The sequence below is a fragment of the Paenibacillus sp. P4_E11 genome, from assembly GCF_056401635.1.
Genome location: NZ_JBFUIX010000069.1, coordinates 22,001 through 39,164, shown reverse-complemented (window position 1 = coordinate 39,164; position 17,164 = coordinate 22,001). Strand labels below are relative to the sequence as shown.

The following is a 17,164-nucleotide window of genomic DNA, read 5'->3' as shown; positions in this document are numbered from 1 at the left end:
CATAGAGGCTGTCGATTAACTGTGGACAAGAGGAGTGGAAAGTGAAAAAGAGGACCCCAGCGAGTTTTGGCTTGAACCTCCATACCGCAAAATCCCTTATACAATCAAGGAGGTTCAAACAAGATGTTTGAGCTCTCGGGGTCCTTTTTCACTTGGAACGGCCTTCTTAGCTTCTATCAACAGCTAATCGACAGCCCCTCACAGCCAATTAATCACATTAGCTAATAAATCGATGCCTGAATATAGCGTATTGGTAACGGTCTCCCTGACCGCTAGACCGAATTGTCCGCCTTGTAGCGATATAAGGTTTGACCATAGTCCTGTTGCGAAGAATAGAAAGGTGGCAGCCGAGGCCAGTAGAGCGTTCATCAGTTCAGACTGGATACTTCCTTGACCAAGCTTACGGTTTCCCTGGCTTGGAGCAACTGGAGTAGAAGCTTGTGCATGTTGCCCAGTCTGAGCAGCTTCAATGGCAACCATCACCTGATCTGTGAACGTATCGGATGGCTGCTCGAGCTTCATGAGTGGTTGAATTTCATTCCATAACCGATCGGATTTCATGTGGATTCGCCTCCATCCATTTGTCCTTCAGCATCGCCTTTCCCCGGTACAGTCTAGTTTCTACAGTTTTGGCCGGGAGTTCGGTAATGATGGCAATCTCCTGAACCGATAGCTGTCTATAGTGATATAGGAACAGAATGAGTTTGTATTTCTCAGGCATCCTGCTGATCAACCTCTGCATCAGCTCCTGCCCTTCCTTCGCTACTGCATGCTGCTCGGGGTCTTCCTCCGCTGGTGTTCGGACACGGACGACCGTAGGATCACGACCCAATCGCTGCAAGAGCTCGCGGATCGGGTGTCGCGCCTTGGAGCGCCGATAGTCGGTTGCGGTGTTCGCTGCAATTCGGTACAGCCATGTGGTGAACTTGGCCTCCGCCCGATATTGCGAGAGGGAACGATACAGCTTCATGAATACTTCCTGTGACAAATCTTCCGCCGTTTCCCGATGGCCGATCATCTGAAACAGAAGGGTGAAGATATAGCTCTTGTGCCGCTCCACCAGCTCTCGGAAGGCAGCCACGTCTCCGCCGCCAGCCTGCACGGCCAGACGTTCATCTGTCTCTTCGGATAGCTCCATCGTTTCACCACCTTCTAGATTACAGTTGCTTAGACGTTCGTTTTTCGTGATCCCCTTCATTCTCTCCTACTTTTCCGCGAAAAAAAACACGGAATCTTGATTCCGTGTTCTAAGGTGATGAGAAATCTTTGTTCAGGTGTTTTTAATATGTAAGAAAAGAGGTCGAATAACTCGATCTATTTGAAAATGTGGAAAGTGAAAAAGGAGATCGCCGCGAGTTTTGGCTTTAAGTTCCCCACCGCTAAATCTTTTATAAAATCAGAGGAACTTAAAACAAGATGTCTGAGCGAAGGCGAGCCCTTTTTCACTTGGAGCATGACAAATTCGAGTTATTCGTTTGGTTTTTTTCCGCTCTAAAACCGACGTGGATTTCTCATCAGCTTAACAAGAATCACCACTCCGTGTTTTTTTTCGCTACTCGATGGCCACACCCGAAACACCTTGAACTTGTCTCAATTCGTCTGTAACCGGAAGCAGTACGTCGGGACGCGGCATTTTGACAGATAGGCAGATCGCAATGAACTCTTGGTCCCCAACGCGGCCCTTCTCTTCAATGTTGACCTTGCGGATGTCGATCGCCCGGCGAGCCATGACAGCAGATACGGCGGCCAACGCTCCAGGCTGATCGGGCATCTCGATGCGGATCACGTGCGTTCGCTTTCGGCTGCGAAGCCAGCGTTTCTCCACTTTGTTGAGAATGTACAAGCTGATGAACACCATAACCGTAGAAATAATGGCAGGATAGTAGAAGCCCGCGCCGATGGAAAGCCCGATCGCCGCGACGACCCATAAGGAAGCAGCTGTAGTCAATCCGGAAATGGAGGAGCCGTTGAAGACAATTGTGCCCGCACCAAGAAACCCGATACCTGTAATTACGTTAGCGGCAAGACGCGCTGGGTCGATCCGGACATTCGTTTCGTTCACGAAGGCATTGAAGCCGTACATCGACAGCAGCATGATGAGTGTCGCACCCAAGCAGACCAGAATATGCGTCCGCAGTCCAGCAGCATGGTTGTTCTGCTCACGTTCCAAGCCGATCAAGCCGCCCAGCAGCAAGGCCAGCACCAGTCTAAGCGTGATGTGCCAATCGCTAATATACCAAGGACTATTGATAATCGTATCCATATCGGTTTGTTCCCCCTTACATGTGTATTTTTATTGTATAACTTATGTAACGCTTTCATGAGGGCAGGATAGAAAAAAGCGCCTACCCAGCATGGAAAGACAGGCTCCACCGTTACAGAATGCCCCTAATTCAGAGCTTCCGCCGGATTTCTTCCTGAGCTTTCCAGCTGTTGCAGACGTACATTAACTTGTACTCTATGAACCGACATGGTCTGTCTCTAGCCGTTCAGACATTCCAAGATGAGCTTATTCGCGAGCGCTGGGTTCGCCTTGCCCTTGCTCTCCTTCATCACCTGACCAACGAGGAAGCCGATGGCCTTCTCCTTGCCCGCTCGGAAGTCAGCGACAGATTGCGGATTGGCCGCGATGACTTGCTCCACAATGCCCTTGATCGCGCCTTCGTCACTAATCTGGACAAGCCCTTGCTCTTCCACGATTTGTTGAGGACGCTTGCCCGTCTCGAGCATCGACTTGAATACGGTCTTGGCAATCTTGCCATTGATCGTGCCCTTCTCCAGCAATCCGATCATCTCACCGAGTCCTTGCCCCGTAATCTTCACAGCATCGATCTCGATGTTATTTGCATTCAAATAACCGAGCAGATCGCCCATCATCCAGTTCGATACCGCCTTGGCATCCTTGGTGTAAGATAAGCTCTCTTCGAAAAATTCAGCCAGCTTCAAGGAAGAAGTGATTACCTCTGCATCGTAGCCAGGCAACCCGTACTCAGACGTGTATCGCTCTTTGCGAGCGTCAGGCAGCTCCGGTATGCTCGCGCGAACGCTTGCTTTCCACTCGTCGCTGATATGCAGCCTCACCAGGTCCGGATCAGGGAAGTAGCGGTAATCGTGCGCCTGCTCCTTGCCGCGCATCGACAGCGTCTTGCCTTGAGCTTCGTCCCAACGGCGCGTCTCTTGTACGATCACACCGCCCTCGGATAAGGTCTCTGCTTGGCGCAGCTCCTCATACTCGAGCCCACGCTGTACGCCTCGGAACGAATTCATGTTCTTCAGCTCGGCCTTCGTGCCGAACTTCTCCTGCCCGTAAGGACGCAAGCTGATATTGGCGTCACAACGAAGCGAACCTTCCTCCATCTTCACGTCCGACACGTCGCAGTACTGCATAATCGCGCGGATCTTCTCCAAGTACGCTTTCGCTTCCTCTGGCGAACGGAGGTCCGGCTCGGACACGATCTCGATGAGCGGCGTGCCGACACGGTTGAAGTCGACCAGTGAAGCGTAGCCGCCATCGACGTGAGTGAGCTTGCCCGCATCTTCTTCCAGATGGACGCGAGTAATGCCGATGCGTTTCGTCTCCCCGTTCACTTCAATGTCAATCCAGCCATGCTCCCCGATCGGTTGATCGTATTGGGAAATCTGGTACGCCTTCGGCGAGTCTGGATAGAAGTAGTTTTTGCGGTCGAACTTGCTGTGCGTGGCGACGACGCAATTCAGCGCCATTGCTGCTTTCATTGCATATTCAACCGCTTGGCGGTTCAGCACCGGCAGGACGCCGGGATGTCCGAGACAGACCGGACATGTATGGGAATTCGGCGGCGCCCCGAACGAGGTGGCGCAGCCGCAAAAAATTTTCGATTGGGTATGAAGCTCTACGTGCACTTCAAGACCGATAACCGTTTCATAGCGTTGGTCCGTCATTTGGGCCCCCCTTACAGCTGCGGCCGCAGCTTGTGATAGTCGGTATTCTGCTCGAATGCATGAGCGACCCGCAGAACCGTCGATTCGTCAAGCGCTTTGCCAATAATCTGCAAGCCTACCGGCATCCCGTCCACGAGCCCGCACGGAACGCTAATCGCCGGAATACCTGCTAAGCTGACAGGAATGGTCAGAATATCGTTCAAGTACATCGTCAGCGGATCGCCCACTTGCTCGCCGATCCGGAATGCCGGAGTCGGAGCCGTAGGACCGATTACTACGTCGTACTTCTCAAATACGTTATCGAAGTCCTGCTTGATCAGCGTGCGCACTTGCTGCGCCTTCAAGTAGTATGCATCATAATAGCCGGAGCTGAGTGCGTACGTGCCCAGCATGATGCGGCGCTTCACCTCAGCGCCGAAGCCTTGGCTGCGCGATTGATGATACAAATCGAGCAGGTTGGCCGGTTCCGAGGCGCGGACCCCATACCGGACCCCGTCGAAGCGGGCCAGGTTGGACGACGCTTCCGAGGAAGCGAGCAAGTAATAAGTGGCGACCGCATACTCCGTATGCGGCAGAGACACTTCGTCCCAGACGGCGCCGAGACCCTCGAGTACCTTCAACGCCGCGAGAACGGCGTCCTTCACCTTCGCGTCCACACCGGCGCCCAAGTATTCGCTCGGGACGGCGATCCGCAAGCCCTTCACATCCCCGGTCAAAGCCCCGATGTAATCGGGGATGTTGACGTTCGCGGATGTGGAGTCCTGCGGGTCGTGGCCCGCGATGGTCTGCAGCACGTAGGCCGCGTCTTCCACGTTCTTCGTGAGCGGCCCGATCTGGTCGAGCGAGGAGGCGAAGGCCACCAGGCCGAAACGCGAGACGAGCCCGTATGTCGGCTTCAAGCCGACGACGCCGCAGTAAGCGGCCGGCTGGCGGATCGAGCCGCCCGTGTCGGAGCCGAGCGCGAAGTACACTTCGCCAGCAGCCACCGCAGCGGCCGAGCCACCGCTAGAGCCGCCCGGCACGAAGTCGGTATTCCACGGGTTGCGCGTAGGGAAGAAGCTGGAGTTCTCGTTCGATCCGCCCATGGCGAACTCGTCCATGTTCAGCTTGCCGATCAGCACGGATTGCGCGCTGCGCAGCTTCTTCATGACCGTCGCGTCATAGATCGGGTTGTAATTACGCAGGAATTGGCTGGCACATGTCGTCGTCAGCCCTTCCGTCACGATGTTATCCTTAATACCCGCAGGCAGTCCGAACAGCAAGCCACGCTCGCTGCCCGTGGACGCACCCGCAAGCTGCTCGTCCATCAAGCTCGCCGCACGGCGCGCTTGTTCTTCGTCAAGCGTCAAGAACGCTTGAATCTTGGAGTCAACTTCTCCAATCCGGCGAAACGATTGATCGACCAGATCGGTAACGGACAAGTCCTTGCCCGCCAGCCGGCTATGGATTTCTTGTAAGTGTAAGTCAAACAAAGACAAAGCATATTCCCCTTCCTCATATATGGATGCTTACTAAGCTGCATCGACCGTTTATTCCAACACCGCCGGTACTTTGAACTGTCCATCTTCTTCGTCCGGTGCGTTCAGCATCACCTTGTCCATCGGCCACGACGGACGCGACTTGTCTTCACGCATCACGTTCACAAGCGGCATGGCGTGGCTCGTCGGCTCTACGCTTGTCGTATCCAGCTCGTTCAGCTTTTCCGCATATTTCAGAATGGCATTGAGTTGTCCCGTGAAGGTTTCTTTCTCCGCTTCGCTCAGGTCCAACCGGGCCAGCTTGGCCACATGCTCGACATCTTGAATCGTAATACTCATCTATCTGCACCTCTTTTCCGCCTAATCATCCCACTATTATAGCCTACATCCCGGGCTAACTCAACGGATTCCGCACGCTGGATTATACATACGCTCTCCACAGCTTCCGACTATTGGCCGACTACCGTCCACTTAATTGCCTGCACTCTCGTATTGCCGCAGCCCACGGTTGAACAATCCGATCGACAAGCCCAGCACCAGTAGGGCTACAAGTGGAGTCAACAGTCCGTAGGACGACCAATCCTGCTTACCGAATAAGAAGGCGGTTGGATAGAAGCTGATGAAGGCATACGGAATGACGATGGACACGAACAATTGGATGCCAAGCGAATAGATCGTGATTGGATACTTGGTAAAATCACTGACCGTGTGGATCATCATCGGAAATGAATTGCGCGGGCCTTGTGTCCAGAAAGAAATCGAGTTCGAAGCCAGATTGATCGCGACACGGATTGCACCTCCAGAGAGCGCGAACAGCACAACGAGCAACATTTGCCACCAGGACCAGTTAATCTCAACGTGTCGGATCGCCTGTACAACGACAATCAGCCCGATGATCATATTGCCCAGCCCGTTCATCCCGAAGGCCGATGTCATTACTTGCAGTAAAGCCGGCAGTGGGCGAACCAAATACCGATCCATTCCCCCTTGATTGACGAGCCCGTTGATCACCCATATGCCATTGAAGAAAAACGATGAGACCCCTTCCGAGCAAAAGATCAGCCCATACATAAAGGCTACTTCCCAGAACGTCCAGCCTTGAATGTCTGGAATGCGCGAGAATACGACCCATAGAAAAACAATGCCCAGTAGTTGCGTCATCATAGCGGCCACCATAGAAATCCAGAAATCAGCCTGGTACTCCAGTATGGCCCGCAAATGCTGCGACATCAGTCGGTAATATATAAATAACGTCCGTCTAACCCCCATGAATTGTCACCTTCCTTACCGCCCATTTCCACATCCACTTGCCAATCAACCACAAGACTACTACCCAGATGAGTTGCAGTCCGAGCATACGTAATGCCTCCATCCCCTGTACGCGGTCGAGATAGATCGAAGCTGGAATGAAGACGATGCCTTGAAAAGGCAGCCAGCTCGTCAACGTCTCCAGCCATCCAGGGAACATAGCGATCGGAACCAGTGCTCCGGAAAATAAATTCGTGATTGCTGCCCGTGCCCAGGCGACTCCCATCGCGCTCGTCGTCCAGAAGCAGCACAAGCCCGCCAAGTAGATGATGCCGAACTTTATGAGCCAGGACATGAGCATGCTTGCGGCGAACATAAACGTTCCAGCCAAACTGCCGGGAGGCTGTACACCGGTGAAGATCAGCAGCACGACAACCGCCATCACGATGCTGACTCCGCCTTCGATAACTGATGTGCCAAGCGTTTCTGACAACCGGGCTTTCTGAAAATCGAGCGGCTTCAGCAAGTCCATGGCCACGCTGCCGTCGAGAATTTTGCGAGAGATCGCCGTTTCCGAGTACCATGTGAGCAGCGTATTCGTAATGAATACGATGAGCAGATATCCCTTCATCTCTTCCCAAGTGAAGCCGGACAGCTCGGTTCGGTTAGCGAATATCGCTTTCCACAAGTAGAATAGCGCCGTAATGAATACGATCCCCGACACAGCATTGATGAATAGGTTGCCCCGGTAAGAGATCGAGGTGTGCAGCGATGCTCGGAATAATGATCCGTATTTCCTACTGATGCGCATTATCCCGCCGCCTCTCCGCTCTTTTGCTGGAGCTCGAGTTGACCATCATACACTTGGCGGATAATGTGTTCGACCGAAGGCTCGTCGATGCGGAAGTCGATCACTTCGGCCACCTGCATGACCGCTGACGCCACTTCACCAGCCGACATGCGGAAGCGGTCGAAGCGAACTGAGAACGTCAGGCCAGTATTCTTCTCTAGCTCAGCATGCGGCAACTGGCGAATGGCATCGTTGACGGTCGGGCTTGCTTCAGCGACCTGGAAATGAATCGTCCGTTCCTTGGCGAAGGCGTCCGTAATCGTCTGCAGCTTCCCATCATATAGAATCGTTCCTTTATCGATAATGACGAGCCGGCTGCACAAATCCTTGATGTCGTCCAAATCATGTGTCGTAAGGAGAATCGTCGTCCCTTCCTGCTTATTCAACTCCTTAATGAACTCGCGGATGCGGGATTTCACGGCAATATCCAGCCCGATCGTAGGCTCGTCCAGAAACACAATCGGCGGGTTATGCAGCAGTGCAGCTGCGAGGTCGGCTCTCATACGTTGACCAAGCGAGATTTTACGAGCGGGAAGATGGGCGAACTCCTCCAACTCCAGCAGATCGTTGAAACGCGCCATATTCGCTTCGAACGTCGACTTCGGAATTTCATAAATGTCCTTCAGCAACGCGAACGACTCCCGAACCGRCAAATCCCACCACAGTTGAGTGCGTTGACCAAATACGACCCCGATGTTCTTCGCATTGCGAATCCGGTCGGTATAAGGGACGATGCCGTTCACAGTTACCGAACCGGACGTGGGCACCAGAATTCCCGATAACATCTTGATCGTCGTGGACTTGCCCGCTCCGTTCGGTCCCACGTAAGCGACCGACTCCCCTTCCTCAATGGTGAGTCGAATGCTGTCCACCGCTCGCTTCTCCTTATACTCCTGCGTGAATAGATGCTTCAAAGCCCCCTTGATGCCGGGGGCTTTGATCGCTTGCTTGAACGTCTTGCTTAATGCGGTTGCTTCGATAATCGCCATATGTATGCGCCCTCCTGTTGTTCCTCATATTTCCAAGAGTATACTGGGGGCTGTTGGCGCTGTCAACGGGAATTTCATCTATAATCATCCTTGCTTGCCCCGTTACTTGTTCGGAAAAGCGAGAGAAAACCCGGCCTACGGCCTAGACCTTGGTGGTTGAGTTCTGTTTGGTGCGTGGTGAGGGTATGGGAGGAGATTCCGACCGTTGTTGAAATTTCGGATGCAAACGGATCAAAAATCATGTACTTTTGCAGGATTCGTAAGAATGAATTCCACAATAATCGTTTCACTGCCCCTACATGTACCACTTCCCGAATCGCGACTGAACCCCATATATTCGGCTAGTTCGGTTCCACTCCAAAAACTTATACTTTCTATAATGTCAAAAAGCCCCAATGGAATCTTGACGATCCCACTGAGGCTTGCAGCTTATGCTATGGGTGTTACTCTCCAGTAGCTACTTCCGCGGAAGTAAGCTTGTCATAAAATTGCGCGTATTTGTCCTTGTCTTCGGTATTGCGGACGGCCATTGCCACACGAGGGTGCTCGTTCAACATACCTGCGATCATGTAAGGGATAATGTATCCCCACTCCACTTTCTCACGCAATGGAATCATGCGGCGCTCGATGACTTCGAGAATTGGACGAATTTCGTACTTCGTATTCTTCAGGTAGCCGACCAAGAGCTCGGTGTTGCAATTACCAGCCGCACGGCCCATACCGTATACGGAGGAATCGAGGAATTTAACGCCCAGATCAGCAGCCGTAATCGTATTGGAGAAAGCAAGCTGCATGTTGTTGTGCGCATGAATGCCCAATGTCTTGCTAGGCAAGTACTTCTTGAACTTCTCAACCAGATGCTTGTAGTCCTTGTGATCCAGGCTACCGTAGGAATCTACGATGTAGACCACGTCTACTGGGCTCGACTCAATCTCCTTGAACGCTTCAAGCAGCTCATGCTCCATGACATGGGACAGCGCCATAATGTTCAGGGAAGTTTCGTATCCTCTGGAGTGGAACAGGTTGATCAGATCCAGCGCCTTGTCCAATTCCTTGATATATGTCGCCACGCGGATCATATCCAGCATGCTTTCGGTTCTTGGCAATATATCGCTCTCATCCACACGACCGATGTCAACTAGTGCGGACAACTTCGTGTTACCCTTTTGCGGGATCACTTCTCGTAAAAATGCTTCGTCCAAGAAACGCCATGGCCCCGCTTCGGCACCCTTGAGCAATTTTGGCGAGTTTTTATACCCGATTTCCATATAATCGACGCCGGCAGCGTTCAGTGAATAGTATAAATCCCGAACGAAATCGACGCTAAAGTCCCAATTGTTCACTAATCCGCCATCGCGAATCGTGCAGTCCAATATTTTATTCTGCGATTCTTTCATTTCCTGTAAAAGCCTCCCGACAAGGTTTGATGCTAATCATCATAGCGTATTTTTCAAGGGTGTGTCAATTAAAGTCCAGAGCCCCCTCCCCCAATTTCTGCGGACAAAAAAAGATGCCCTGACGGCACCTTGTTAAATCCAGGCTTTCAAATTAATCTGCTTGATAAAGTCTTCCTGGCTCTGTACTTCCTTATCCGCCTCCGTTGTCGGCTCCAAGGCATCTCCTGACATGATCCACTTGAATAGCTCTTCGTTCTTCGTGGCCAAGGCGTAGTCGATGAGTGCTTCCCGTTCAACCTGTTCGGCCTCTTGCTGCAGCAATACTTCTTCAAGCTCGAGATCGGCAGCTGGTACGAAAAAATGCTTGTTCAGCTTAGGCACACGGACGACGTAATCGAATACATTGTCCGCATTGCGATCGTACGCCATAATATATCCGGATTCTCCGATAGGAAAATGAAGTTCGAAACTATCCCCTACAAAAACAACTCTCTGTCCCAGACGAAACATGTCGGTTCCTCCCAAATCAAGGTATGCTGGCTGCAAACCTTTTTACCAAAACTTAATATTGCTACTTGGATCCCTATGAACGACAGAGATGAACCTAGCGATATATGCTATATATCCTACTAGAAAAATGATCGGGTGTCCAATCGAAGGAAGGGCTCCAAGCAACAAAGAAGTTGAGAATGGTCAGAATGAGGTGCTTCTGGAACGAAACGCATAGACCGCCCCTTCTAATAGAAGCAAGATCAGCACAACGGAAACGCCAAGACAGAGGAAAAATTGCTGGGACACCGCGCCGTGCAGCAACACCGCATTGGCATGATCGATTAGCGCGGCCGGACTCCATCGCATCCAATTACTCAGCATACTAGTCACGATGGACAGCAGGAATACGCAGCCTAAGGTGAGAAATGCCGTGCCTCCGCCGCTACGCAGCAGTGTACTTAACAGGAGGGTAACGGTTAGCAAGAATGTGAGCCACAACCCATACAACAGCATACTCCCGATGACTGTTGTTAATGCCGCGTCCCCGATCAATACTTTCGTGTAGTACCAGCCGGCTAGTGTCCCACCCCCTAATGACACACCAGTCAACGTAACCATTCCCGCCCACTTCGCCATTAAGTAGGTACGATGGGGGACTGGCTTCATCATAACCATATGCACAACGCCGCTATTCCGTTCGCCTGATACGATTCCCATGAAGGCCAACACCAGTATGAGCACTCCAATCGTGCTGAATTGCGACAATGTCTTCGCCATCATCTCCACGCCGCTTGGCTTCGGAATGTCGATAACCGTTCCTGCTGGCAGCCCTCCTGAAGCTTGTAAAATATCTGGCATGTAATACGTGGCAATCGGTTGAGTGGCTCCCAGCAGGACAAATACGAGCGGCACCCATATCCATTTGTAACTGCGCCACATCTCCAACAGTTCCTTGCGATACAACACGAACCACTGCTGCAACATCATCATTGGTTCAAGTCACCCCCTACTCCCCCTACTACTTGCATGAACAAATCTTCGAGTGTCGATTGCCCGAACTCGAGTCCTTGAACCGGAATGCTGCGCTCGGCAATTTCTCGGCATATGAACGTTCGTGCCAGATCCATACTGGAACCTGCGATGATCAGATCCATACTCCCGGTATGCTGCCAGATGATGTTCTCGATAAAAGGCTGCTTGTCCCATTCGCCAACCCAAGGATCTAGCGGTTGCTCGCTCTGTATTCGAATAACCGGTCGGCGGTATTGATTCCGCACACTGCTCAGATCGCCGGATACGGCAACTTGCCCTTGGTTCATTAAGATCACATCATCGCTAATCTCGTCTGCATCATGCAGCACATGGGTGGAGAAGAGCATCGTCGTCTCCCCCTTCATGCTGCGAAGCAGTTCGAGCACTTCTCTGCGGCCGATTGGATCCAGCGCGGATACCGGCTCATCCAGCATGAGCAGCTTCGGTCGATGGATGAGCGCTTGAGCGATGCCAAGTCTCTGCTTCATGCCACCGGAGTAGCCACCGATGGAACGTTTGGCTGCTTTAGCTAAGCCCACAGTTTCTAGCAGTTCGGCTGCTCGTTCGCGGGCAACCCGTTTCGACAGATGCGCGAGTCGACCCGAGAATTCGAGAAATTCGCGGCCGCTCATCCAGTTGAAGAAGGTGGGGTGCTGCGGCAGAAATCCGATCCATTCCCTTATATCATGCGGGGCACCGGCAGCGAATTGGATCGTCCCGCTTGTCGGGGCGAGCAAGCCTGCGAGCATGCTGAGCGTAGTCGTCTTCCCTGCCCCGTTCGGACCGAGCAGCGCAATGCAGCGCCCTTGTTGTATATCGAAGTTGATCCCGTTCACCGCAGTCGTGGCATTGAATCGTTTGGTTAAGTCTTTTACAGATAGCAGCATTATCGGTCTCGGCTCCTTCCGAATACGAAGTACATTACTGGCCCAATCAGATTAACAAAAATAATGATTAACACCCACAGCCACTTCGGCCCATTCGTTCGCTCCGCACGGATACAGTCCGTCAAGGCAATCGCGATGAGCAGCAATGTGATGACAATAAGCGGAGCGATGATGGCCCAGTTGATTTGATCCATCCAGTCAGGCATGGTTATCGTCCTCCTTTTCTTCCTCTTCTATTGAATGGTCTTTGGAATGATTCCGCCAGTCACTTCGGACGAACAACCAATAAAGGAGAAGCGGCATAGGGAACTGGATCAGCCCCCATATCCCCCAGAACCACGGGGCTGCCTGCCTCTTGCGTGCATCCGTGAAGAGCCAGGTGCCTTGAAGAAACAAGACGATGACCAGAATCGTCAACAACCAGACGGGAACACCCCCAACCGTTTGGTTCATACCTTGTGCACCCTCTTTCGCTTCCGCTTCGCCTGACTGCCGTAGAAGCCTGCTAGTGCAACGAGGAGTATAGGAATTTGCAGCCACACAACCAGCATGAGCTCCTTATAGGCAACCGAGACGAGACTACCGAGGATGATCAATGCGGATAACCAGAACAGCAACAAATCCCGGGCTAACTTCCTCCGCAGCTGTTGCTTCTGCTGCACAACCCAGTGTTCAAGCGAGTGCAGATCCGGCAACGGCACAGGGTAGTAGTCTTCGTCATCTAGCTTGTTCATCTCCATCTGGAACTGCTCTGTCCACTGTTGCTCTGTCAGATGTTCCGTAGTCCGTTTATCTCCTGCTTTATCCTTCATCATCAGTCATCTCCTTCCTCAATTGACGCAGTCCGTTATGAATTCGTGATTTCACGGTACCAAGCGGTATGTCCAGCATTTGAGCAATTTCTTCATAGGCGTAACCGTATATATGCTTCAATATAATCGGAACGCGCATTTCCTGAGTCAGCTCCCCGAACGCTTCCATAATGTCGGACCAACCATCCGTTGCATGCTGAGACTGCCACCGCAGCTTGCGGGTGTCCGCTTCTTCCTGCTCCTTCCAGTCCCTTTCCCGCTTCAAGCGACGAAGCTGATCCATATACAAATTCGTGGCAATCGTGATGAGCCAGGAGGAGAACTTGGATTTCCCGTTGTACAAGCGAATTTTCTCCACACATCTCAACATCGACTCCTGGGTCAAATCTTCAGCCGTTTGGGGATGCAGCGTAATTTTCAACAAATACTTATATAAGAAGGCATAGTGCTGCCTGAGCAATAGAGCGAGCGCCTTCGAATCACCGCGCTGGGCCAATCTAATGAGTTGCTGTTCCTCTAAGCTCATCTGAACTCCACTTCCCTTGGTCACGTGTACGCGTCTCGCTCCTTTCTCTCACTCTCTTATCGTAAGGTTGCCCATAATACGTTTGAACTTGGTGAAAAGTTCATTCTCCAAAGAAATGTTTTCGAGGAACGAGAAAAACCTGACTGCATCAGCCAGGTAATGGATCGTTATCATTGCACAACAGAGAATTCGGACCTGCCCAGCACGATTGTCGTTATCATTAGATCGTTTTCACGTAAACGGACACACGATCCGCTATATGCTTCCAGAACGATATTTTTCACTCGCTTGCGGACATACGATCCGCTATTGCCAGTGAATCCGCAGAAATCGACTGCAATTCGTGGAATAGCGGAACCTCTGACCGTAAAACCTCCAAATGGGCACTTCAAGACGGAAATAAAGGATCTACAGAGGCTGTCGATTAACTGTGGACAAGAGGAGTGGAGAGTGAAAAAGAGGACCCTGGCGAGTTTTGGCTTGAACCTCCCACCGCTGAATCCCTTATACAATCAAGGAGGTTCAAACAAGATGTCTGAGCAGAAGGGTCCTTTTTCACTCGGAACGGCCGTCTTAGCCTCTATCAACAGTTAATCGACAGCCTCCTACAGTCCGATATGCTACAACTCCTACACCCGTATGAGTCCCTCGCGTGTAATGCTCAGTTTCTCATACCCGGTCTCGGTAATGGCGTACGAGTTCTCGATCCCTACGACCCCGCGCCCGGGAAACGTGAACTTCGGTTCAATGGCGATAACCATTCCCGGCTCAAGCGGCGTAAGGAAGCCGCGTGCCAAGACGGGCAGCTCGTCAATTTCGAGGCCAATGCCATGGCCGAGAAATTTCACCTGATCGCGGCCGAAGCCCATGAAGTGCTCGCTGAGGCCGGCTTGCTTCACTTGGTCGAGAGCGCCGCTGTACAGCTCCTCGCTGATCGTACCGGGCCGCAGCATCGCCTCGGTGCTGCGCAGCACTTCTTCACTGATCGCGTAAGCCCGCTGCATGTCTTCCGGCAAGTCCCCGATCACCGCGGTACGCGTCTGATCAATGACGTAGCCGTCTATGCAGCAGCCAATGTCGATCAGGATCGGCTCGCCGGCGCCGATCGGCCGCCGACTGGCGCTCTGCGGGCTGGCTGGGCCGAGCCCGAGCCCTCCCGCCGGGCCGTCGAAGTACGTCGGCTGCGCGGCCGCATCCCCGGCACCGACCATTCCGGTGATGATCTCCTGGTTGTAGCCGCGCACCCGCATGAGCCCCATATGGCCGCTCAACCGAATCGCCGATTCGATCGCGGTCATCAGCTCGAGCTCGGTCATGCCCGGCGTAAGCCGCGTCAGGGCATGCTCGAATGCGGCGTCGGTCACCCGCGCCGCCGTGCGAATCGCCTCGAGTTCGCGAGGCGACTTGATCATGCGCGTCTCGCGGACGAGCATGGAGCCGTCCACCCAGCGGGCGGACGGCACGGCGGCCTCGAGCCGCTGGAACTGCTGCACCGGCAGCACGTCGAACTCGGCTGCCAGCACGACTGGCGGCGCATCGCTCGCGCGGCCGCTGCCGAACAGCTCGGGGCTCACAGCCGCGAGCCCCGTCACGAATGACCGCAGCGAGCCGAGCTCGCGCACGGTCACGTCCGCTTCCTGCTCGGCGCGGACCAAGCTGCGGCGGACGAAATAGACGGCTTCGCCTTCCGCCGGCACGAACAGATAACCGGTCTGCATCGACCCGGTGAAGTAGTACAAATCGACGTTCTGCGTGATCACCATCCCGTCAATGCCTTGCTGACGCAATCTATGCTGAAGTCGTTGCCGACGCAACGGACCTTCGTTCACGGTCGGTATTCCCATTGGTAGAGCTCCCCTCCTGACAAGCTGGTTAGTTGCTTCCATTATACACTGGATGCACGCTCAGCAGGAAACGAGGATTATAACCCGAATATTACAAAGAAACCAATCCATGCAGAGAAGGATGTGTTCTCCTTGTCACAAACCCAGTATAAGAGTCAAGTGCTTACGCCAGCGGGTGGATTCACCTCCGGCATCGAAGGGCCGGCCTGTGATCGCGACGGCATCGTATATGCCGTTAATTACGAGCGGAAGCATACGATCGGCCGGGTCACCCCGGAAGGCGAATGCAGTGTATTCATCGAGCTCCCGGCTGGCAGTACCGGCAACGGGATTCGCTTCAACCGGGCGGGCGAGATGCTCATAGCCGACTACACCGGTCATAACATTCTCAAAGTAGACATGACGAACAAGACGACTACCGTGTATGCTCACGAGCCCCGGATGAACCAACCGAACGACATCGCCATTACCGATGACGATGTTATATTCGCCAGCGATCCGAACTGGACCGAAGGATCAGGTCAGCTATGGCGAATCGGGACAGACGGTCAGGTCACATTGCTCGAAGCCGGGATGGGCACGACGAACGGGATTGAAGTGAGCCCGGACAATAAGACGCTGTACGTCAATGAGTCACTCCAACGCAACATCTGGACCTACGACTTGTCGCCAGACAAGACAATCAGCAACAAACGGCTGCTCATCGCATTCGAGGATTACGGCATGGACGGGATGCGCTGCGACGTAGATGGCAACTTGTATGTGACCCGCCATGGGAAAGGCGTCATCGCGAAAGTAGCTCCGTCGGGGGAAGTGTTGCGTGAAATTCCACTGCACGGCTTAAGCTGCAGCAATGTGACGTTCGGCGGTCCGGACGGCTGCACATGTTACGTGATGCTGCAAGATGTCGGCAATATCGAGACATTCCGCGTTGAACAGCCGGGACGCGAGTGGAGCCTGATGCACAATCGCGAGTAAAGTCCGCTGGACGAACTACTTGCGCAATCCTCCAGTCCCATCCCGCAGACCAGCTTTGGCTTTGGCTTTGGCTTTGGCATTGGCTCCGACTTCGGTTCCGGATTCGACTCCAGCTTCGGCTTCAACTCCTGCTTCGACTTCGCTCCAGCAATCACTAATACACTAACTCCGCAGCCCCCTTGATCGTCCACTCAATGGGGCTTATTACTCGGTATAGACGGGGATACTCCAGCCGAATAATCAGAATGACGCCGGGGCGGTCCAAGGTGACGGAGTAGCCGAACGTAGCGTTCGTATACGTATATGGAAACACAGCTGAATCGTTAACGATTTCGAACACCGCCACTTCTATCTTCGCTCGCCAAAAGCTACCGGTCACCGGCTTATTGTCCGCATCCAGCCTTAGGTTGCTGCGCAAATAGTCCATGGCGACCGCTTGTGAACGGAGGGGATCGATGCGAACGGTCCCTCCCGCCAGCAACAAGGTGTCCACTTGCTGGGCAGCCGCATGGGCGGCACGATTAACAGCGCGTTTTCCTTCGAACAAGGCCTGCATCGCCCTTTGCTCATCAGTCTGTAGCGCATAGAGGAAGGTGAGGAAGGAGAACAGCAAGAGGAACAGAACAAATTTATACATCGATCATTTCCAATCCTACAGTCGTTATTCCGAACGCCACTCTTACGTAATCTGAAGCACACTGACATCCTGC

20 protein-coding genes are annotated in these 17,164 nt (G+C 53.0%); 1 reads left to right on the top strand and 19 read right to left on the bottom strand.

The window, feature by feature from the left end:
• Nucleotides 1–198 precede the first annotated feature (198 nt).
• The 18 genes from AC1DWB_RS22960 to AC1DWB_RS22875 all read right to left on the bottom strand — a co-directional run bounded on the left by AC1DWB_RS22960 (nucleotide 199) and on the right by AC1DWB_RS22875 (nucleotide 15,476).
• Nucleotides 199–561: a hypothetical protein gene (locus AC1DWB_RS22960; protein WP_477543420.1), complete on the bottom strand. Its 363-nt coding sequence runs from the start codon at nucleotides 559–561 to the stop codon at nucleotides 199–201.
• Complete coding sequence (locus AC1DWB_RS22955; protein WP_477543419.1) at nucleotides 536–1,138, bottom strand: RNA polymerase sigma factor; 603 nt, start codon at nucleotides 1,136–1,138, stop codon at nucleotides 536–538. The genes AC1DWB_RS22960 and AC1DWB_RS22955 overlap by 26 nt, the downstream gene beginning before the upstream one ends.
• A 414-nt stretch (nucleotides 1,139–1,552) precedes the next feature.
• Nucleotides 1,553–2,251, bottom strand: a complete 699-nt coding sequence (locus tag AC1DWB_RS22950) for an MgtC/SapB family protein (protein WP_477543421.1) — start codon at nucleotides 2,249–2,251, stop codon at nucleotides 1,553–1,555.
• Nucleotides 2,252–2,481: 230 nt separating this feature from the next.
• Entirely contained in the window at nucleotides 2,482–3,921 is a 1,440-nt protein-coding gene (gene gatB, locus AC1DWB_RS22945; protein WP_477543418.1) for an Asp-tRNA(Asn)/Glu-tRNA(Gln) amidotransferase subunit GatB, read from the bottom strand.
• A gap of 11 nt (nucleotides 3,922–3,932) precedes the next feature.
• Nucleotides 3,933–5,399, bottom strand: coding sequence for an Asp-tRNA(Asn)/Glu-tRNA(Gln) amidotransferase subunit GatA (gene gatA / locus AC1DWB_RS22940; RefSeq protein WP_477543417.1), 1,467 nt, complete (start codon nucleotides 5,397–5,399; stop codon nucleotides 3,933–3,935).
• 51 nt (nucleotides 5,400–5,450) lie between these two features.
• Nucleotides 5,451–5,738, bottom strand: a complete 288-nt coding sequence (gene gatC / locus AC1DWB_RS22935) for an Asp-tRNA(Asn)/Glu-tRNA(Gln) amidotransferase subunit GatC (RefSeq protein ID WP_477543416.1) — start codon at nucleotides 5,736–5,738, stop codon at nucleotides 5,451–5,453.
• A gap of 132 nt (nucleotides 5,739–5,870) precedes the next feature.
• Nucleotides 5,871–6,668 (bottom strand): ABC transporter permease, encoded by a 798-nt coding sequence (locus AC1DWB_RS22930; protein ID WP_477543415.1) that lies wholly within the window; start codon nucleotides 6,666–6,668, stop codon nucleotides 5,871–5,873.
• Entirely contained in the window at nucleotides 6,658–7,458 is an 801-nt protein-coding gene (locus AC1DWB_RS22925; RefSeq protein WP_477543414.1) for an ABC transporter permease, read from the bottom strand. The genes AC1DWB_RS22930 and AC1DWB_RS22925 overlap by 11 nt, the downstream gene beginning before the upstream one ends.
• On the bottom strand, nucleotides 7,458–8,486 hold the full coding sequence (locus AC1DWB_RS22920) for an ABC transporter ATP-binding protein (protein WP_477543413.1): 1,029 nt from the start codon (nucleotides 8,484–8,486) through the stop codon (nucleotides 7,458–7,460). The genes AC1DWB_RS22925 and AC1DWB_RS22920 overlap by 1 nt, the downstream gene beginning before the upstream one ends.
• A gap of 443 nt (nucleotides 8,487–8,929) precedes the next feature.
• The gene (locus tag AC1DWB_RS22915) at nucleotides 8,930–9,883 is read right to left on the bottom strand and encodes an aldolase catalytic domain-containing protein (RefSeq protein WP_477543412.1); all 954 of its coding nucleotides are present in this window, start codon (nucleotides 9,881–9,883) and stop codon (nucleotides 8,930–8,932) included.
• A gap of 132 nt (nucleotides 9,884–10,015) precedes the next feature.
• Nucleotides 10,016–10,393 (bottom strand): ATPase, encoded by a 378-nt coding sequence (locus tag AC1DWB_RS22910; protein ID WP_477543411.1) that lies wholly within the window; start codon nucleotides 10,391–10,393, stop codon nucleotides 10,016–10,018.
• Nucleotides 10,394–10,576: 183 nt separating this feature from the next.
• Nucleotides 10,577–11,365: an ABC transporter permease subunit gene (locus AC1DWB_RS22905; RefSeq protein WP_477543410.1), complete on the bottom strand. Its 789-nt coding sequence runs from the start codon at nucleotides 11,363–11,365 to the stop codon at nucleotides 10,577–10,579.
• Nucleotides 11,362–12,294: an ABC transporter ATP-binding protein gene (locus tag AC1DWB_RS22900; protein WP_477543409.1), complete on the bottom strand. Its 933-nt coding sequence runs from the start codon at nucleotides 12,292–12,294 to the stop codon at nucleotides 11,362–11,364. Before AC1DWB_RS22900 ends, AC1DWB_RS22905 begins: the two co-directional genes overlap by 4 nt.
• On the bottom strand, nucleotides 12,294–12,500 hold the full coding sequence (locus tag AC1DWB_RS22895; protein WP_477543408.1) for a PLD nuclease N-terminal domain-containing protein: 207 nt from the start codon (nucleotides 12,498–12,500) through the stop codon (nucleotides 12,294–12,296). The genes AC1DWB_RS22900 and AC1DWB_RS22895 overlap by 1 nt, the downstream gene beginning before the upstream one ends.
• Nucleotides 12,493–12,747, bottom strand: a complete 255-nt coding sequence (locus AC1DWB_RS22890) for a sigmaY antisigma factor component (protein WP_477543407.1) — start codon at nucleotides 12,745–12,747, stop codon at nucleotides 12,493–12,495. Before AC1DWB_RS22890 ends, AC1DWB_RS22895 begins: the two co-directional genes overlap by 8 nt.
• Nucleotides 12,744–13,109: a YxlC family protein gene (locus tag AC1DWB_RS22885; protein WP_477543406.1), complete on the bottom strand. Its 366-nt coding sequence runs from the start codon at nucleotides 13,107–13,109 to the stop codon at nucleotides 12,744–12,746. Before AC1DWB_RS22885 ends, AC1DWB_RS22890 begins: the two co-directional genes overlap by 4 nt.
• On the bottom strand, nucleotides 13,096–13,632 hold the full coding sequence (gene sigY / locus AC1DWB_RS22880) for an RNA polymerase sigma factor SigY (RefSeq protein ID WP_477543405.1): 537 nt from the start codon (nucleotides 13,630–13,632) through the stop codon (nucleotides 13,096–13,098). The genes AC1DWB_RS22885 and sigY overlap by 14 nt, the downstream gene beginning before the upstream one ends.
• A 629-nt stretch (nucleotides 13,633–14,261) precedes the next feature.
• Nucleotides 14,262–15,476 carry a M24 family metallopeptidase gene (locus AC1DWB_RS22875; RefSeq protein WP_477543404.1) on the bottom strand — a complete coding sequence of 405 codons (1,215 nt, stop codon included), beginning with the start codon at nucleotides 15,474–15,476 and terminating at the stop codon, nucleotides 14,262–14,264.
• Between the two features lie 132 nt (nucleotides 15,477–15,608).
• Here AC1DWB_RS22875 and AC1DWB_RS22870 point away from each other — a divergent pair, with 132 nt between their 5' ends.
• Complete coding sequence (locus tag AC1DWB_RS22870) at nucleotides 15,609–16,454, top strand: SMP-30/gluconolactonase/LRE family protein (RefSeq protein WP_477543403.1); 846 nt, start codon at nucleotides 15,609–15,611, stop codon at nucleotides 16,452–16,454.
• 154 nt (nucleotides 16,455–16,608) lie between these two features.
• On the opposite strand, the gene AC1DWB_RS22865 is transcribed toward AC1DWB_RS22870, so the two are convergent.
• Nucleotides 16,609–17,091: a hypothetical protein gene (locus tag AC1DWB_RS22865; protein WP_477543402.1), complete on the bottom strand. Its 483-nt coding sequence runs from the start codon at nucleotides 17,089–17,091 to the stop codon at nucleotides 16,609–16,611.
• Nucleotides 17,092–17,164 lie beyond the last annotated feature (73 nt).

Excerpts from the sequence above, each read along its gene's own strand:
- AC1DWB_RS22960 (WP_477543420.1), bottom strand. The coding sequence starts at position 561 with ATGAAATCCGATCGGTTATGGAATGAAATTCAACCACTCATGAAGCTC.
- AC1DWB_RS22955 (WP_477543419.1), bottom strand. The coding sequence starts at position 1,138 with ATGGAGCTATCCGAAGAGACAGATGAACGTCTGGCCGTGCAGGCTGGC.
- gatB (WP_477543418.1), bottom strand. The coding sequence starts at position 3,921 with ATGACGGACCAACGCTATGAAACGGTTATCGGTCTTGAAGTGCACGTA.
- gatC (WP_477543416.1), bottom strand. The coding sequence starts at position 5,738 with ATGAGTATTACGATTCAAGATGTCGAGCATGTGGCCAAGCTGGCCCGG.
- AC1DWB_RS22930 (WP_477543415.1), bottom strand. The coding sequence starts at position 6,668 with ATGGGGGTTAGACGGACGTTATTTATATATTACCGACTGATGTCGCAG.
- AC1DWB_RS22925 (WP_477543414.1), bottom strand. The coding sequence starts at position 7,458 with ATGCGCATCAGTAGGAAATACGGATCATTATTCCGAGCATCGCTGCAC.
- AC1DWB_RS22915 (WP_477543412.1), bottom strand. The coding sequence starts at position 9,883 with ATGAAAGAATCGCAGAATAAAATATTGGACTGCACGATTCGCGATGGC.
- AC1DWB_RS22910 (WP_477543411.1), bottom strand. The coding sequence starts at position 10,393 with ATGTTTCGTCTGGGACAGAGAGTTGTTTTTGTAGGGGATAGTTTCGAA.
- AC1DWB_RS22905 (WP_477543410.1), bottom strand. The coding sequence starts at position 11,365 with ATGATGATGTTGCAGCAGTGGTTCGTGTTGTATCGCAAGGAACTGTTG.
- AC1DWB_RS22900 (WP_477543409.1), bottom strand. The coding sequence starts at position 12,294 with ATGCTGCTATCTGTAAAAGACTTAACCAAACGATTCAATGCCACGACT.
- AC1DWB_RS22895 (WP_477543408.1), bottom strand. The coding sequence starts at position 12,500 with ATGCCTGACTGGATGGATCAAATCAACTGGGCCATCATCGCTCCGCTT.
- AC1DWB_RS22890 (WP_477543407.1), bottom strand. The coding sequence starts at position 12,747 with ATGAACCAAACGGTTGGGGGTGTTCCCGTCTGGTTGTTGACGATTCTG.
- AC1DWB_RS22885 (WP_477543406.1), bottom strand. The coding sequence starts at position 13,109 with ATGATGAAGGATAAAGCAGGAGATAAACGGACTACGGAACATCTGACA.
- sigY (WP_477543405.1), bottom strand. The coding sequence starts at position 13,632 with ATGAGCTTAGAGGAACAGCAACTCATTAGATTGGCCCAGCGCGGTGAT.
- AC1DWB_RS22875 (WP_477543404.1), bottom strand. The coding sequence starts at position 15,476 with ATGGGAATACCGACCGTGAACGAAGGTCCGTTGCGTCGGCAACGACTT.
- AC1DWB_RS22865 (WP_477543402.1), bottom strand. The coding sequence starts at position 17,091 with ATGTATAAATTTGTTCTGTTCCTCTTGCTGTTCTCCTTCCTCACCTTC.